This is a genomic window from Erythrobacter sp., assembly GCF_036351135.1.
Lineage (GTDB): Bacteria > Pseudomonadota > Alphaproteobacteria > Sphingomonadales > Sphingomonadaceae > Erythrobacter.
Genome location: NZ_JAZBON010000009.1, coordinates 269800 through 285557 on the forward strand (window position 1 = coordinate 269800; position 15758 = coordinate 285557).

11 protein-coding genes and 1 tRNA gene are annotated in these 15758 nt (G+C 60.3%); 8 read left to right on the forward strand and 4 right to left on the reverse strand.

All coding sequences use genetic code 11. From position 1 onward, the window contains the following. The first annotated feature begins 11 nt into the window (after window positions 1-11). The 6 genes from V2I30_RS02485 to V2I30_RS02510 all read left to right on the forward strand — a co-directional run bounded on the left by V2I30_RS02485 (window position 12) and on the right by V2I30_RS02510 (window position 6399). The gene (locus tag V2I30_RS02485; protein ID WP_330660476.1) at window positions 12-1829 is read left to right on the forward strand and encodes a DNA polymerase III subunit gamma/tau; all 1818 of its coding nucleotides are present in this window, start codon (window positions 12-14) and stop codon (window positions 1827-1829) included. 21 nt (window positions 1830-1850) lie between these two features. After that, entirely contained in the window at window positions 1851-2192 is a 342-nt protein-coding gene (locus V2I30_RS02490) for a YbaB/EbfC family nucleoid-associated protein (RefSeq protein ID WP_330660477.1), read from the forward strand. 60 nt (window positions 2193-2252) lie between these two features. Then, window positions 2253-2660 carry an MbcA/ParS/Xre antitoxin family protein gene (locus tag V2I30_RS02495; RefSeq protein WP_330660478.1) on the forward strand — a complete coding sequence of 136 codons (408 nt, stop codon included), beginning with the start codon at window positions 2253-2255 and terminating at the stop codon, window positions 2658-2660. Then, window positions 2644-3354: an RES family NAD+ phosphorylase gene (locus V2I30_RS02500; protein WP_330660479.1), complete on the forward strand. Its 711-nt coding sequence runs from the start codon at window positions 2644-2646 to the stop codon at window positions 3352-3354. Before V2I30_RS02495 ends, V2I30_RS02500 begins: the two co-directional genes overlap by 17 nt. A gap of 125 nt (window positions 3355-3479) precedes the next feature. Next, the gene (lon, locus tag V2I30_RS02505; protein WP_330660480.1) at window positions 3480-5876 is read left to right on the forward strand and encodes an endopeptidase La; all 2397 of its coding nucleotides are present in this window, start codon (window positions 3480-3482) and stop codon (window positions 5874-5876) included. Between the two features lie 250 nt (window positions 5877-6126). Further along, window positions 6127-6399 (forward strand): HU family DNA-binding protein, encoded by a 273-nt coding sequence (locus V2I30_RS02510; RefSeq protein WP_330660481.1) that lies wholly within the window; start codon window positions 6127-6129, stop codon window positions 6397-6399. 214 nt (window positions 6400-6613) lie between these two features. Here V2I30_RS02510 and rlmB read toward each other — a convergent pair whose 3' ends face one another. Then, window positions 6614-7411 (reverse strand): 23S rRNA (guanosine(2251)-2'-O)-methyltransferase RlmB, encoded by a 798-nt coding sequence (gene rlmB / locus V2I30_RS02515; RefSeq protein WP_330660482.1) that lies wholly within the window; start codon window positions 7409-7411, stop codon window positions 6614-6616. A gap of 153 nt (window positions 7412-7564) precedes the next feature. Here rlmB and V2I30_RS02520 point away from each other — a divergent pair. Continuing rightward, window positions 7565-7650, forward strand: a tRNA-Tyr gene (locus V2I30_RS02520). A 197-nt stretch (window positions 7651-7847) separates the two neighbouring features. After that, on the forward strand, window positions 7848-9059 hold the full coding sequence (locus V2I30_RS02525) for a tyrosine-type recombinase/integrase (RefSeq protein WP_330660483.1): 1212 nt from the start codon (window positions 7848-7850) through the stop codon (window positions 9057-9059). A 208-nt stretch (window positions 9060-9267) separates the two neighbouring features. On the opposite strand, the gene V2I30_RS02530 is transcribed toward V2I30_RS02525, so the two are convergent. From V2I30_RS02530 to traA, 3 genes are all read right to left on the reverse strand, one after another. Then, window positions 9268-11700 carry an SIR2 family protein gene (locus V2I30_RS02530; protein ID WP_330660484.1) on the reverse strand — a complete coding sequence of 811 codons (2433 nt, stop codon included), beginning with the start codon at window positions 11698-11700 and terminating at the stop codon, window positions 9268-9270. A gap of 231 nt (window positions 11701-11931) precedes the next feature. Continuing rightward, window positions 11932-12690, reverse strand: coding sequence for a DUF6118 family protein (locus tag V2I30_RS02535; protein WP_330660485.1), 759 nt, complete (start codon window positions 12688-12690; stop codon window positions 11932-11934). Between the two features lie 10 nt (window positions 12691-12700). Continuing rightward, window positions 12701-15586: a Ti-type conjugative transfer relaxase TraA gene (traA, locus tag V2I30_RS02540; protein WP_330660486.1), complete on the reverse strand. Its 2886-nt coding sequence runs from the start codon at window positions 15584-15586 to the stop codon at window positions 12701-12703. Window positions 15587-15758: the final 172 nt, after the last annotated feature.

A 15758-nucleotide genomic window follows, 5' to 3' on the forward strand; every position in this document is an offset into this window, starting at 1 on the left:
CGCCTAGCTTCATGTGCGTGAACGAATCCGAGCCCGATCTGTCCGACATCTCCGAGGAAGCGGCCCCGACAGCCCGCGAGCTGGAGGCAGCCGGACAGAACAATATGTTCGGCGCAGCGCCCGAGGCGGCGCCTGCACCCGAAGCGCCTCGGACTCCTGCAAAGGAGATGCCCGCGACCGACGCCGCTCAGCCCTATCGCGTTCTCGCCCGAAAATACCGTCCGCAAACCTTTTCCGAACTGATCGGGCAGGAGCCGATGGTCCGCACGCTCGCCAATGCGATCGAGCGCGACCGGCTGGCCCATGCTTTTTTGATGACCGGGGTGAGGGGGGTCGGCAAGACCTCGACCGCGCGGCTGATCGCCAAGGCGCTCAATTGCGTAGGGCCGAACGATGAGGGCGGTCCGACAATCGATCCGTGCGGGGTGTGCGAGCCTTGCCGGGCAATTGCCGAGGGCCGCCATATCGACGTCATCGAGATGGATGCGGCGAGCCACACCGGCGTCGACGATGTGCGCGAGATTATCGAACAGGTCCGCTATGCCGCGGTTTCGGCGCGCTACAAGATCTACATCATCGACGAGGTTCACATGCTTTCGCGCAACGCCTTCAACGCGTTGCTCAAGACGCTGGAAGAACCGCCGGCGCATGTGAAGTTCCTGTTCGCCACCACCGAGGTCGAGAAACTGCCGGTGACGGTGCTCAGCCGCACGCAGCGTTTCGACCTGCGACGCATCCCTGCCGAATTGCTGGTCGATCACTTTGCCAAGGTCAGCCGGGCCGAAGGAGTCGAGGCCGAGGAGGAGGCACTGCGCATCATTGCCGCCGCATCCGAAGGGTCGGCGCGCGACGGTCTCTCGATCCTCGACCAGGCGATCGCCCATGCCGATATGGAGGAAGGCGGCGCGGTCACCGCGGTGCGGGTGCGGGACATGCTCGGACTCGCCGACAAGAGCGCCCAGCGGCGCGTGCTTGCGCATATGCTCGAAGGCGACGCGGCTGCGTTGTTGGAGGCGGTGGACGAGCAATATGCGCTGGGCGTCGAACCGCTCGCACTAATGCGCGCACTGATGGACCTCGTTCACCGGATCACGGTCGCTCAGATCGCGAGCGGCGAGCCCGATGCGCCGAGCGAGGACGAACGCGCTGCGCTGGCCGATCTCGCCGCGCGGCTGGGAGCAGGCGAATTGCACCGGCTGTGGCAGTTGCTGCTTAAGGGCTATGACGAGGTGCGCAGCGCTCCCGATCCGCTGGTGAGCCTGCAGATGGCGCTGTTGCGCGTCCTGCATGCGACCGATCTGCCCGATCCCGGAGCCTTGGCGAAACGGATCGAGGACCTGGCGGCAAACCCTCCCCCGGCGCCGGGAAGCGCGGACCCCGCCCTTTCGGCAACCGTCACAAAGCCGGCATCACCGGCCTCTGCCGACACAATGGACGAATGGCGCGCGCTGGTGGATCGACTGGACGATGCAGGGCAGCTGCGGGTTGCTCAGATGATGCGCGATCGCATTCGCGTGGTCGAGTTGGCCCCTGAGCGCTTGGTTTACGAACCGGCCGACGATTTCGGCGAGGATCCCGCACCCGACATTCGCGATGCCCTGTTCAAGCTGAGCGGCAAGCGTTGGCAGGTCGAGCGGGCGTCGGACGCAGCGGGCACGGCGCATCCTTCCTTGCGCGAACAGGCAGGGATCGAAGCAAAAGCGCGCGAAGATCGCCTTCGCGCGCATCCGCTGATAAAGGCGACTCTTGCGGCATTCCCCGATGCCGAGCTGATCGATCCCGCCGACAAGGTCGCGCGCGCCAATGCCGGCGGGCGCAACTGGAACTGAACGAAAAGGACAGGCAAGCCCATGAAGAGCATGGAAGAAATGATGGCCGCAGCGCAGCAGGCGGCCGAGACGATCCAGAACCAGATGAACGACATGCAGGTGAAGCTTGACGGCATCGAGGTCGAGGGCAAGGCCGGCGGCGGTCTGGTCACCGTGCGGGCCACCGCCAAGGGGCGGATTCTGAGCGTCAGCATCGACGACAGTCTGATGAAGCCGGAAGAGAAGAATATCGTCGAAGACCTCGTCACGGCCGCCTTCAACGATGCGCGTGACAAGGCCGACCGCGTGTCCGCCGAGCAGATGAAGGAAATGCAGGGCGGAATGGGCCTACCGCCTGGCTTCAATCTGCCCGGAATGGGGTAAAGCTGCTCCCGAGCTTGACAATTGTGCATTTTCTGCACATAGAGCTGTCGGGAGACCACAATGGCTACGCAGCTTGCCGATAATCGCGACGATACGATTGCACCCTCGCTTTCGCGGCGGGAGCTCACCGGTCCTGCGCTTCGCACCTTCTTCAATATCGCGAAAGCCTGGGGTCTCAACGAAGCGGAGCAGATGCGCCTGCTCGGCCTCGATAGCCGCTCGACGCTGCAAAGCTGGAAGCGCGGCAAGGTTGCGGCGCTGTCCAAGGATGCGCTCGAGCGGATTTCCTATGTGCTCGGCATATACAAGGGCTTGCAGATCCTGCTGCCGGCGAGTGCGGACGATTGGGTGCGAAAGCCCAATGCCGCGCCGGTGTTCGGGGGGCGTTCGGCGCTCGAGCGGATGATGTCGGGCAATGTCGCCGACCTCTTCGTCGTGCGACGCTATATCGATGCCCAGCGCGGCTAGCGAGCCCGCTGCACCGCCCATAAGCCGCGTCTGCTGGCAGCCCTCCTATCGGATCGTTGCCAGCCGTTTTCCCCCGATCGACCTGTTCGAGAAGGTCGCCGACCCCGCCGATCTCGACGCGGTTTTCCAGATCGAGGCTCTGACCAACAGCCGCCTGCGCGAACAGGTCGGCGAACTGCGGCTCGTGCCGGCCGAAGACCGGGTCTCGGGCCTGGGAAGCTCGCCCATCATGGCCGCCTTCACCCATATCGCGCCGGACGGCGCGCGCTTCAACGATGGGACGTTTGGCGCCTATTACTGCGCCAGATCGGTCGAAACCGCAGTTGTGGAAACGCGCTACCATCGTGCGCGCTTCCTTGCCGCCACCGGCGAACCGGCACAGGAAATCGACATGCGCGTCTACGCGGCGGACATCGACGCAGATCTGTGGGATCTACGCGGCAGGCAGGATCAATATCGCGCGCTCTACGATCCCGATGATTACGGCGCGTCGCGGATCTTCGCCCGCCAACAGCGCGCGGAGAGCAGCGACGGCATCGCCTATTCAAGCGTCCGGGACGAGGGCGGCGAATGCGCCGCGCTGTTCCGGCCGCGGCTGGTTTCGAACTGCCGACAGGACCGGCACCTGACCTATGTCTGGAACGGCGAGCGGATCACGAATGTCTACGAAAAGGCGTCGTTTTCGCCCGGCTGAGCACTTGGCAGGATTCGCCCATTCTTTCGCATCCACAGCAAAACAGCGGATGCCATTGCGGCCCGGCGGGGTGCTTCCCATATTCCGCGTCAAAGGCGTGTCCCCATGACCGCCGCGGATATTTCATGACCCAGACCTTTCCCCTTCTCCCCCTGCGCGACATCGTCGTCTTTCCCGGCATGGTCGTTCCCCTGTTCGTCGGCCGCGACAAATCGGTCGCCGCGCTAGAGGCGGCGATGGAGGCGTCCAAGGACATCTTCCTCCTCGCCCAGCTCGATCCGGCCTGCGACGATCCGGACGCCGACGATCTCTACGACGTCGGCGTCACCGCGCAGGTTCTGCAGATGCTCAAGCTGCCTGATGGCACGGTGCGCGTGCTGGTTGAAGGGACTGAGCGCGCGCGGGCGATGGAGCTGCACTCATTCGACTCCTATGTCGTCGCCGAGGTCGAACTGCTCGAACCGGAAACGGTGTCGGGCAGCGAGGTGACCGCCTTGATGCGCCAGGTGACGCAGCAATTCGGCGAATATGCCAAGCTCAACAAAAAGATGGGCGAGGAAACCGGCGTCGACCTTTCCGAAGTCGACGATGCTGGCGCACTGGCCGACACAATCGCCGCCGCGATAAGCGCCAAGGTTTCCGACAAGCAATCGCTGCTGACCGAAGCGAGCCCGCTGAAGCGGCTCGAGCTGGTGCTGTCCTTCATGGAAGGCGAGCTTTCGGTGCTTCAGGTCGAGCGCAAGATCCGCGGGCGCGTGAAACGTCAGATGGAGAAGACGCAGCGCGAATATTACCTCAACGAGCAGCTCAAGGCGATCCAGAGCGAGCTCGGCGGCAGCGATGAGGAAGGCGGCGACGAGCTTGTCGAGCTGACCGACAAGATCGAAAAGACCAAGCTTTCCAAGGAAGCGCGCGCCAAGGCCAGGGCCGAGCTTAAAAAGCTCAAAGGTATGCAGCCGATGAGCGCGGAAGCCACCGTCATCCGCAACTATCTCGACGTGCTGCTGGGGCTGCCCTGGGGTAAGAAGAGCCGGGTCAAGAAGGACATCGCGAAGGCGCAGGAGGTGCTCGATGCGGATCACTATGGCCTCGAAAAGGTCAAGGACCGGATCATCGAATATCTTGCGGTTCAGGCGCGCACCAACAAGCTCAAAGGTCCGATCCTGTGCCTTGTCGGGCCTCCGGGTGTCGGCAAGACCAGCCTCGGCAAATCGATCGCCAAGGCGACGGGACGCGAATTCGTGCGCCAGTCATTGGGCGGCGTGCGCGACGAGGCGGAAATCCGCGGGCACCGCCGGACCTATATCGGGTCCATGCCGGGCAAGATCGTCAACAACCTGAAAAAGGCCGGAACCAGCAATCCGCTGTTCCTGCTCGACGAGATCGACAAGCTCGGACAGGATTTCCGCGGCGATCCCGCCTCGGCGCTGCTCGAGGTCCTCGACCCGGAGCAGAACAACAAGTTCCAGGACCACTATCTCGAGCTCGACCTCGATCTGTCGAACATCATGTTCGTGACCACCGCGAACAGCCTCGACCTACCTCAGCCGCTACTCGACCGGATGGAGATCATCCGCCTCGAAGGCTACACCGAGGACGAGAAGGTCGAAATCGCCCAGCGCCACCTGATTGCCAAGCAGATCGAGGCGCATGGGCTGAAGAAAGGCGAGTTCGAGCTGACCGAAGAGGGTCTGCGCGATCTTATCCGGTATTACACCCGCGAGGCTGGCGTGCGCACGCTGGAGCGCGAGATCGCACGGCTGGCGAGGAAGACGCTGCGCAAGATCCTCGAGAAAGAGGTGACCAGCGTCACCATCACGCCCGAAAATCTCGGCGACTTTGCCGGTGTGCGCAAGTTCAAGCACGGCATGAGCGAGGACGAGGCGCAGGTCGGCGCGGTGACGGGCCTTGCCTGGACGAGCGTCGGCGGTGAACTCCTCACCATCGAAAGCGTGACGACACCGGGCAAGGGCGAGATCAAGACCACCGGCAAGCTCGGCGACGTGATGAACGAAAGCGTCGCCGCTGCCTTCTCCTTTGTCAAGGCGAGGGCGCCGGGTTACGGCATCAAGCCGAGCCTGTTCCAGCGCAAGAACGTCCACATTCACCTGCCCGAAGGCGCGGTGCCCAAAGACGGGCCGAGCGCAGGGATCGGCATGGTGACCTCTATCGTGTCTACGCTCACCGGCGCTGCCGTGCGTCCGGATATTGCGATGACGGGCGAAGTCACCCTGCGCGGCCGCGTGCTGGCTATCGGCGGGCTGAAGGAAAAGCTGCTCGCGGCCCTGCGCGGCGGGATCACTACCGTCCTGATCCCTGAGGAAAATGTCAAGGATCTCGCCGAGATACCCGGCAATGTGAAGGAGGGGCTTGAGATCATTCCGGTCAGTCATGTCGACCAGGTGCTCGAAACCGCGCTGGTTGAAATGCCGGCGCCGATCGAATGGACCGAAGCCGACGATCTTGCTTCCCAGCCGGCGGCACAGCTGCGCAATCCGGGCGAGGCGCCAACTGCGCATTGAGTCTGTTGACCGCAAAGCCGGCCGGGAAACCGGCCAGCGACAGGCGCTTATGCCTGTGTAGACCCATTTTGATACGCGAACCGCGCTTTCGCGCTCGGTTCGTCGCAAAAGGCCGCTTCGCCTGCGCGATTGCGGTCGTTTCTGCCCTATTTGCCTTTGACAGTGCTGGAAAAAACGTCTCATCCTGTCGCCTTTGACGGGGGGCGATTCACCCACGCCGAATGCCGAAGCAAATGAGGGGAACATCAAGATGAACAAGAACGACCTGATTAGCGCGGTTGCAGAAACCAGCGGCCTTTCGAAAAGCGATGCCGCAAACGCGGTCGAAGGCGTTTTCGACGCTATTCAGAAAGCCTTGGCTGGTGGCGATGAAGTGCGATTGGTCGGGTTCGGAACCTTCGCGGTGGCGAAGCGCAAGGCATCGATGGGCCGCAATCCGCGCACCGGCGAACCGATGCCAATCAAGGCGTCGAACCAGCCGAAGTTCAAGGCCGGCAAAGGCCTGAAGGACGCGGTAAACTAAGCCGGACAAACCGGGCGGCGCCATAGCCGCCAAGAGCTAGAGAGACCCCGTCGCCCCCTCGTGGGCGGCGGGGTTTTTGCTTGTGGATGCCATGTAGTTTGGCGATCCCCAACCTCATGGCTGATCGAAATCACCGTATGGTGGCCGCGGGATGACCCATATATCGGGCTTCAGTTCGATGGGGCGTGGTCTTTACCGCTATGCATTTGTAGCCTCAGCCGCCGCCCCTGGTGGATACGGCGTAGAGAGCGATGGCGGCGGCGTTGGAGACATTGAGGCTTTCGATTGCGGAGGTGATCGGCAGCCGCGCGAGAGCGTCGCAATGCTGCGCGATATTGTAGCGCATGCCTTCGCCCTCGGCACCCAACACGATGGCGAGCGGCCCGGCGCTGAGCGCCTCGGCAAGGGTGGCCTCCGCCTCTCCGGCAAGTCCGATGCGCCAATATCCCGCCTCGGCCAATTCGCCCAAGGCACGCGCGAGGTTGACCACCCGGACCCAGGGCACGGTCTCGAGCGCGCCCGAGGCCGATTTCGCAAGAACCCCGCCCTCGGGCGGGGCGTGACGATCCTGCGTGACGATCGCCGCAGCGCCGAACGCCGCTGCCGAACGCAGGATCGCGCCGACATTATGGGGGTCGGTCACCTGATCGAGAAGGATGATCGGCCGGGCCGGATCGCCGTTGGCCACGTTGTCAAGAAAGACGTCCTCCAGCGGTTCGCATTCGAGCACCAAGCCTTGATGCGGCGCATCCTTGGCGACCAGGCGCGCAAGGTCGGTCACGTCGGCAAATTCGACCGGAAAATCGGGCGGCAATTCGCCGTCGAGCGCGGCGATCCCCTCTCGCGTTGCCCAAAGTTTGCGATGTTGCCGAGCCGGGTTCATGAGCGCCGCTTCGACCGGGTGACGGCCCCATAGCCGAACATGGCCGCTGGTCGCCTTGCCCGAGCCGCGGCCCCCCTTCATGCGTCCCGCGCGCCCGCGCACGGCGCGTTTGCGTTCGCCCTTCGCCATCGTAATCCTCGCTCATTTGGTCGGTGCGCAGCGTCCCTGCCAGCCGCCCCATTGACAGGCAAGCGCCGCTTCGCCAAAGCGGCGCCTCCCGGCAGCATGGCGCGAAAATCAGCGCGCCTGCTTTGGCCTTTGCGAAGGCGACTTTTCGGGAACGGACAGGTGGCCGAGTGGTTAAAGGCAGCAGACTGTAAATCTGCCCGCGCAAGCGTACGCTGGTTCGAATCCAGCCCTGTCCACCACCGCCCTTTCTCAGCACATCCCCGAAAACCTCTAGAAATCGCAGAAAACCAAGGGTATTATCGCCCTTACCGTCCGCATTTGACCGCTGCAATTTGCCTGCAACCGGAGCCAAGTGTGGGGGTAATGTGGGGGTAAAGTGGCTTACCCCCACACTTTGGTTTCGCAACTCGGTCCCGAAAAGTGTGGGGGTAGAGCAATGGGCAAACTCACGGCGGTGGCGGTCAAGGCAGCCTTGGCGAATCCGGGCACCTATCAGGACGGTGACGGATTATTTCTGAAAGTGGACAAACGCGGGGGTGCCTACTGGAATTTACGACTCCAGCAGGATGGCAAGCGACGCGACATCGGAGTGGGTAGCGCAAAGCTGGTGACGCTGGCCGAGGCCCGCACGAAAGCTGCCGAACTACGCAAGGCGGTTAAAGTCGAGAAGCGCGACGTGCTAACGGAGCGAAAGGACGAGGAAGCCGCCAAGGTCACATTCCGCGAAGCTGCCACCCAATATCACTCCGAGAACGAGGCTGGCTGGAAGAGTGATGTCTATGGTCGCCAGTGGCTGGCCAGTTTGGAGAACTACGCCTTCCCGAAATTGGGCGACATGACGACTGGCGGAATCACCGCTGCCGACATCATCACGGTCCTTACGCCGATCTGGCAGGAAATTCCCGAAACTGCTCGCCAGGTTCGCAACCGAATTTGTGCGGTGCTCGACTACTCCCATGCAAAGGGATGGCGCTCTACGGAGGCTCCATCGGGCAATAGCAGCCTGAAAGCGGGGCGGGGGCTGCCGCGACAGATCAAGAAACCGGCAAACCGCAAGGCGATGCCATACGTGGCCGTTCCTTCATTCCTGACTGCGCTGCGCCGCAAACCATCCTACTCGCGTCTTGCCCTCGACCTACTCATCCTGACGGGCGTTCGCTCGCAGGAAGTGCGGCTTGCGAAATGGGACGAATTCGATCTGGACCAGCGCCTTTGGTCAATCCCAGCCGAACACATGAAGCGCAGCAGGGCGCACATCGTGCCGCTTTCAGAGGCAGCTCTGGCGGTGCTCGTGAAGGTGGACGCAATGCGGCTTGAGGGAGCCGAAGTGGTTTTCCCCGGCATGACCGGCAAGGCGATGTCCAACATGACGCTGCTCAAGGTCATGCGGGACATGCAGGAGCCTTTCCACGTCCACGGTTTCCGCTCCAGCTTCACGGATTGGGCTGCGAACGAAGGCTTCCCCAATGCGGTTGTCGAAGCGGCATTGGCGCACAAGACGCCAGATGCGGTGCAGGCCGCCTATCGCCGCACGACCTATCTCGGCACCTCAGATAATCCTGGCGCGCGGGTTAAGCTGATGGAAGCGTGGGGGAATTATTGCTCGGGCTATTCCACTGCGCCAGAGAGTTTTGATCGCAGCGAATAGGGCATCTCGCCTACTACAGCTCATTGGGTGACTGCCAGAGCCTTGGCGAGGCTTGGTTGGCTACCACGTTCCATGGCATGTGCGAGAGATAAGCTATTGCCCCATATGGTTGCCTTTCAAATGAATTGCCTAAGTTGAAGATGATCAGTGAGGGTCGCTACTTGGAAATAGGAGCTCCAGAGAGAGGTTACGAAGGCCGGTAACGATCCTATTTTGCATTCGGGTTGAGTGGTTCGATCACATCACCTTGTATGCGACGCTCGGCGAGGCGAATGATCGATGTAATGTCAGGATCACCAACTGCACTTTCTGCAGCTTTTAGAGCGATCATAGCTGCGTCAAAAACCTCATGACGTCCGGTGAGGCGATAATATTCGATGCCTACTCTGGAGTAGGATGCCAAAATCGATTTGTTATTCGCGTACTGGTCCGCAGCGCTTGCAGCATGCTGGGCGGCATCATTGATCCGTGCCACTCGATCTTCATGCATGATTCCAATAGTCCTGACGGCCTTTGCTACCATCAGATCAATCTCGTATCTCGTTGCTGGAGCGTCGCGTCCAAAATCACTTTTGAAGATTTTGATCTCAGTCTCTGCTCCTTCAAGATCTTCGAGGTCTAACAGGTTTCTAATCAAGCGGTGCCGAGGTACACGTTCCGCAGGCGCGATTGAGATGATCTTTCGCAATAGTCGGTTCTGGACACGCTTATCGGGGATGCGGGCTAGTCCGGTCTCAAGGTTGCAAATCTCCCTAAGAGAGCGCCGCTCGATTTCGTATGTGGGGGAGATAGCGTCAATTATTTGGTCAAAAAGTCCAACAGTGCTGTCGATATCATTATATTTGTAGTGAGAAATTATGCCCACAATTACGGGGTGCCTTCCTCTCCATCCGTATACATTTTCGCGTTCATCGATCGAATATTCAGAAATAATACCTTCTAGATTTTCAAGAACCGCGCCGATTTTGTCAGCTCCAAGCCCTAGTAGTCTTATTACCATCTGCCGGTGTACGCGAACTCCTGCGTGTTCTGTCGCTGCGACAACTTTGTAGATGTCTTGCAGCGGCTCAGACAGCGCTGCAAACTCGCGTAGAATTATGTCGTCGAAACTATCTGACGCAAATATGTTTTTAAGACAGACAAACGTTTCTGATTCGCATCGATCGACCAAACGACGGCGACGCTCGGTTCTAGAAAAGCCGCTAAAGTCATCTTCAAGGAGTGGCCGGAAGGTTGGGTTCTGTTCAACCAAATTCAAAAGTTTCTCAATCTCTGCGGCTTCCAGCCTGCTCATTTCATAATCTCGACCTTGTTTGAAGAATGCTGGAGACTTTACCCGGCCGGACCAATGGTTCTTGCTCGATACGCAAACCAATTTCAGGTGACGATTTTGTGCTGCTGCAAGCGTATCGACGAGAATCGTGATTTCCCGCAAATGAAGGTGTGCGTCATCTATCAGCAATACCCCCTGGGTTTGGGCGTCTCGAAGCTTCTCGGCGACCGTTGCCCAAAGATCGTTGCGAAAGGGATGGTCGACTTTGTGTTCCCACGAGTGCATTCCATTTGAGTGAAGGCGGACCATTGCTTGGCGAGCTGCCGTTGTTTTTCCCACGCCGCTCGGTCCGAGTATCACTGGAAAATCGATATCGCGACTCAATACGTCTTCACTCAGGAGTGCAGAGCAATTGCGTTCGAATGTGAGGAGAGCGGCAATATCTCCATATCCAGCAGCCCAACCATTGAACATTGCGCTCGCATTCGCATCTGCGGCATTGTGGGCATGAGCTACATCGATCGTGAGAGGCCTTAAGCCAGAGACACTGTCGAAAAAGTCGCCAGTTTCTTCATAAACCAGATGATGAGATGGTTGTTCGTCCGCTAAAGCGGAAAAAAAGTCGTCGATTCCGCCAAATGCGACACCGATGCCCCTTGCTTCGAACAACGACGCTCGAGCTTCGTCGCGGGTGTAAAGAAGCAGCGTAATCTTACCTACGCCAGAGCTGGCTGCATTGATCTTGGCAGCTCGATTGACGACCTCCCTTATGTCAGGGTCCGCTAGGGAGTGGCCGATGATAACAAGATGGCCGCCAGCCAAATCTGCTTTCAACCGGTCGTACAGCAGTTCTCGATAGTCATTTGTCAGCTCGTAATCGTGTTCTGTGACTATCATTCGGCTTTGATGGCCCAGGCTTACATCCTCATCGATCGTACCATGAAGTTTGAATAGCTTTGTAGCGTCGGCGACCTCTTCCTTAGAGAAATCGAAGTTGCTCGAATATGATATTATTGGTCGTTTTGCCCTGCCGTAAGTATCTTCGATGAGGGTTTCATAATTTGTCGTAAAAATTGACCGCCAAGAGAAAAGAGGTAGATTCAGCAGGCCTCCAGTGGGTCGCAAATTGTAAAATGGCTCCCTAAGTCGATCAATCATTTGCCTGCGGCTACGCGATTTTTGCTCTATAATGCCTGTCAGTTCTGCTAGGTTGTAGTCTCCTCGTTCCTGCTTGAACGACTTGGCCAAGTGCATGCACAAATCTTCTACGCTTGGGGCTCCAGACGGGATGGATGCACCTGATCCAAAAAGTAGAATTGTGCGGCTTGGGATGATTTCTGAGGCGAGTTCCTTGACAGATTGCGGCATAAAATTTTCTTTCCGATCAGATGAGCAATATCCGTCCCATCTGGCTCATCATGCCTGGTTCGAGCAAGGCAATGCGTAGGGAGTTAATAGAAAGAACATTAAACGGTTTTTGTCCCTAAACATGCAAGGGAGGACTGCGCAAAACAGAGTCCTTTTGCACGGAAGAATTCGAAGGTAGCAGGCTGAGATCTGAATGTTCTCGATTATCGGCCCAATACCGTAGAAGGTTCATCATGGTTCAATCCGAATTGAACAGCTAACCGACGTTTCCGCCTTTTCCGCCCGCACCGTGCAACGATTCAACGCTTCGCGGTTTGCGCTGAGAATGTGCTGCGCCGCCGCCAACTCTTCCCATGCTCCGGGGTTCTGAGAACGGATCAACCGAATGCCCGTCTCCACGATGGTCGGCTCACCAACAGCCTTACGCGCCATCCGTTCGGGCCAGTGCCAGCTTTCGGGCATGGCGCGGGCGATGGTGCCGGGAAGGATCGACCAAAGCAGGATACCGGCAACCAGCCCGACGCCTGCAAAGCGCCAGGTCTGACGCTTCTGCTCGGCCTCGGTGCGGACACGCCCGACAATTGCAGCGAGCCGACCAGTTGCGATGTCCAGATCTTTGCGACCCTGCCGGAACAGGTCGCTGCTGTCGCGCAGCATGTCGAGAGAGGTGCGTTTGATCTGGACTGCAACGTCTTCCGGCGTCATCTCGATGGCAGGCTTGCTGCCGATTGTGCTCAACGTCTTCGAGACCTGTACCAACTGTTCGGCCATCTGGCTGAGAGTTGCGGTGTAGTCCGGGATCACGATGTCGGCTCGCTCCCTGGCCATGTTTTGCACCGTATGGCGTACCATTGCCATTTCGCCTTCGAGGCGGGCGAAGGCTTCGGTTGCCGGATCGGTTTCCGTCGCCGCCTCCGGTTGTGGTTCCGGGGTTGGCGGATCCTCGACTTCAAGGTCTAGCTGCACTTCTTCGATGTGATCGTCTTCCATGTCGTTTCTCCTAAATGCCCATGTCGAAGGCGCGGGTGCGCTCGCGGGCAAGGGTTGCGGTGAGTTCGTTTGCGATGCTGCGTTCGGGCTTGGGATCGATGCCAAGTTCGCGGGTCTTGCCGCGCAGCAAGCTTTCGACCTGCGGATCGCGTTCAAGCCCCTTCGCCATTTCATTCTGCTTCGCGGACACGCGGGCTGCGCCTGCGCGGTCACCTTGCTGCTCAAGCTGCTTGCGTGCTGTGCTAAGTCCCTGCCAGTCGCTGACAAAGCGCTCGGTTCGCAGCGCCGGATCGGTGCGCACTGCGGCTTCGTGCTGCATGGCGCGCATGGCTTCCAGGCTGCGCCCGCCTGCGGCCTCTGCAACTAGTTCAGGACGCCGCTCTAGCGCCTTGGCGAGATCGGTGGCAGCATGGGGCCGGATCGCGTCGACGGCCTTTCCAGCCTTCTCCAGCGCGTCCTTCTGGTGTGGGAGAATGGGCAAACCCTGGGCCTGCATCGTGCCAATATCGCCAAGCGCACGGGCGTATCGTTCGACCGCGCGGCGCTGGTCGTTCTGGGTGTTTGTGTGCGCCGGGATTGGCTCAAGATGGCGTGCGTGCGGGCGGAAGTTTCCGAAGATGGACTTGGCCTTCTCCGGCACAGGCCGAACCATCTCAATAATCCGCTCGAGGAAGCTGATCCCGCGCAGTTCGGCGAAGGCCTGCTCGGGCTTGTAGTCGCCCGCCATATCCTTGCCCCGCTCACGGCCCAGCGTGCGAACCAGCTTCGACTGATTGGCAAAATCATCGCGGCCATAATGCAGCGCCAGCCCTTCGCGATGGCGCGATATGGCGACGTAGGCGGAATGGCTGTCCATACCCGGCGTAGCGAGCACATGGGCGCGGTCCACGGTCATGCCCTGAGCCTTGTGGATCGTGGCTGCGTAGCCATGATCGATATGGGCATAATCCTTGGTGTCGAAGGCAACTTCGCGGCCATCACCGGTGCGGACGGCCATGCGTTGCGCGCTGGCCATTGCGACCGTGCCCAGCGTGCCGTTCTTCACCCCAAGCCAGCGCTCGTTGCGCAGGAAAATGATGCGGTCGCCCGATGCAAATTGCCGCTCGCCGCGTGCCGCCTTGATCGTGGCATCGGTCCCTAGCGCGCCAGCCTCGCGCATCTTTCCGCGCGCCATCTGGTTCAGCTCGCGGACCTCATCATTGGTGTGCGTAAGTATGATCCGGCTATCGCCGGGGCTGGCCTGCCGTTCCTCATTCCAGCGCTCGATCAGCGCAGTTCGTGCAACCTCGCGCGTCTCGGCGGCATGGACCATGCCGCGCTCTTCGTAGCTACGGATTGCCTCGCCCGCGCGGCCCGTAGCAAGCTGCCTGGTTGCATCCTGCTGCCATGCGGAAAGCTGGCGGCGAACCTCGCTGATCTCGACGCCGCCGTGTCGTTCGTGGATCGCCCGGAACGCCGCGCCTGCTTCGATGGCCTGAAGCTGCTGCTGGTCGCCGACCAACACAAGTTTCGCTCCGGCCTTGGCGGCATGGGACAGCACGCGCTCCATCTGGCGTGTGCCGACCATGCCCGCTTCGTCGATCACGAGCACGTCGCGGGACGTGAGCTGCTCGCGTCCCTTGCTCCACTGGTGCTCAAGGCTGGCGATGGTTCGTGACGCGATGCCGGAGCCGTTCTCCAGCCCCTCGGCGGCAATGCCGGACAGGGCTGCGCCTCGCACGGTTAGGCCTGCGCTTTCCCACGCTTCGCGTGCAACGCCCAGCATGGCGCTCTTGCCGGTCCCGGCGTAGCCAACGACAACCGCAAGACCCTTGCTGTTGGTGACGTGCTCGAAGGCGGATTTCTGCTCGCCGGAGAGAACCAGACCACGTTTCGCGGCGCTGGCGAATGCGGCGTTTCGTTGGACATCGCTGACGTTGTGCTTGGCCTGCGCGGCCATTGCTTCGGCAGCGCGATGCAGCCGCTTTTCGGTCTCGATCATAGCGCGCGAAGTGAACCGATCCTGCTCGCGTCCATCCTTGCCCAAAGCAATCAGGTCAGACGATGCGCGCACCGCATTGTAGGCGGCATCGAACTGCTCCTTTCCGTCGCTATGCCGGTCAACGAATGCGGCAAGGTCGCGCTTGGTGAACGTCGCTTGCTGGTGCGTGATGGCATCCAGGGCCAGCGCCGGATTGGCGATGATCCGCTCGCCGTTGCGCTGGGCAATGGCGCGGTGCTCTTCGATCCGCTCGGCTTCCAGCCCGCGTCCGCCAATGCGTGAGGCGGCGGGGCCGATCTTGTCCTGCGGTTCCAGCGCAATCCCCTGCGCTTCCAGGCTGCGATGATCGATCCGCGCGTCGATGTCGCGTTCCGCCAATACGCGGTTGACGTGATTGGCCCAACGCTCGCGCCACCGCTCGATCAGCGCGGTCTTGTTCCAGTCGCGGACCTTCGCGCCAAAGCCGTCCTTCGTCACCTCGCGCATCGTCAACATGACATGCGCGTGCGGCTTGGCCTTGCCATCTTCGCCAATATCCCAATGGACATTGAGATCGGCGATCATGCCTTTCTCGACGAACTCGGCCTTCACGAACTCACGCGCCAGCTTGACATTGTCCTTCTTCGACAGCTCGCGAGGCAAAGCGAACTCGACTTCGCGGGCGAGTTGGGCATCCTTGCGCTTCTCGGCGGCCTCGACCGCATTCCACAATGTGGCCCGGTCGGTGAAAGCTTCGGGCGCGCCCTTTGGCAGCATTATCTCGGAGTGAAGAACGCCTGCCTTGTTGGTGAAATCATGGGTTCTGTCGATGCGTTCATCGTGCAATCTCTCGCCAGCACGATAGGCCGCAGCCGCCACGGCACTGCGTCCGCTCGACCTTCCGATGACCTTTGCGCTGAAGTGAAAGATTGCCATGACGGCAATCCAGTTACACTCCATACGCCACGTCGGCACGACGTATAAGCGCGCCCTCTCATGATAAAATCCTGATCGGGACTAGGCGGTTTCACACTGTCCCGGCGACCTTACTGCATTGGGAGAGCTCACCGATTATCATGGCTCCATCACACCAACGATGGAGATAACA